Annotated in this window: 1 protein-coding gene; it reads right to left on the bottom strand. The window is 39.2% G+C overall.

The window, feature by feature from the left end; all coding sequences use genetic code 11:
* Window positions 1–105: 105 nt before the first annotated feature.
* A complete protein-coding gene (locus tag L2764_RS27155) occupies window positions 106–969 on the bottom strand; it encodes an alpha/beta fold hydrolase (protein ID WP_248943444.1) in 864 nt (287 codons plus the stop codon).
* Window positions 970–1,453 lie beyond the last annotated feature (484 nt).

The following is a 1,453-nucleotide window of genomic DNA, read 5'->3' as shown; positions in this document are numbered from 1 at the left end:
CTTCATGAGAACGCTTAGTCATATTAACTCCTGATATCATAGTCAGGGGTTAACATAAGGGATCGATGAACACGGTTGAAGATGTACTTGCTCGGACGGTTACTGTTAAGCATAGGATGGAGTTTGAATAAAACTATCTACAATTTGATTAAATTTATGGGGATTCTCAATGAATGGAAAATGTTTTCCCCCTTCATTTTCTTCAAAAATAACTAACTTAGCGTCTTTGATTTGCTGACTGAGCCAAGTTTGGGATGATAAAGAGATAGGGCTTCCCCGTCCAGTAATGACGAGCGTTGGGATCGTTATATTCGGGAGCATCGTTCGCCAATCTTGATGATAATTATCATAAAAAAGAGAGGCGGCTGACTTGTTGGGTAATCCTGCACTGCAATCATGTACTTGCTGTTTATCTTTATCTGAAATGCTTTTTGATAACATATAGTTTAACAGTACTCGCTGGTAATACTCGCCACCTAAACTTGAAATTTGATTATAAAGTTGCATTACGGTTGCCGCATCTGATGTGGGGCCGAAACTTTTAATTTGTTCTTTTGACCATTTAGGGTTAGATAAGGGGGTTGCCGCTCTATCTAATAAAATCATCTTTTGTAGGTGCTCAGCACCAAATAGCTCCCAGTAACATAGGATAATGGATGCGCCGACAGCATGACCTAATAATACTGTATTATTAATCTTTAAAGTATGAAGTAATTCATGTAAGTCTTTGGCTAAACGATAAATCTTATAGCCATACTCGACTTTTTCGGATTGGCCATGTCCTCTCATATCCAGTGCAATGACGCGATAATTTCGACTCAAATCGTGGATTTGATACCTGAATATTGCCGTACTCAAGCTCCAGCTCGGTAGCATGACAATCACTTGACCCTGACCTTTATCAATATAGTGTAATTTGACATTGTCATTGGTCACAAAATAATGACTATCAGCCTCAGAATAAAGCATATATATCCCAGTGATCGTTAGGTTATTTTCTCAAAGTACGATTATATAAGTAGTATAACATTTGATGACCCTGTGGTTTGAGTAATTGTTGATTGTTTAGGATCACAATAGACGCTAGGGCTTGTTTGGATTGAAGGGATGCAAGAGGATAGCGAAGAGTTATTTGAGTGCTTCTGAGAGTCGAGAAGCACGGGATCGCATTTTAGATACAGATCCTGTTAAGCAATATGGTGTTGTGTATTATGAGGTGATCGAATTTATGCCCACAAAGACTGCTCTAGCGCTTGAGTTTCTTCGGCAATAGCTCGTGCTGGATGTTGGTTGTATTGAATTGAATCGTTTAGGAGAGGGGAGTCATGGCGTGTGGGTGAGGTTGCCATAATAACCGACACACTTTGGTATAGAAAAGAGGGTTAGCTGCCTATAAGCTTCAATCTCTCACAAAATCGGCCAAGGTTCTCAAATGAAAAACCAATATAAGCAA

Source organism: Shewanella surugensis, from assembly GCF_023284005.1.
Lineage (GTDB): Bacteria > Pseudomonadota > Gammaproteobacteria > Enterobacterales > Shewanellaceae > Shewanella > Shewanella surugensis.
Note: the sequence above shows the minus strand (reverse complement) of the source record. Positions and strands in the feature narration are given on the sequence as shown.

Coding starts and splice junctions, on each gene's coding strand:
- L2764_RS27155 (WP_248943444.1), bottom strand. CDS start 969: ATGCTTTATTCTGAGGCTGATAGTCATTATTTTGTGACCAATGACAAT.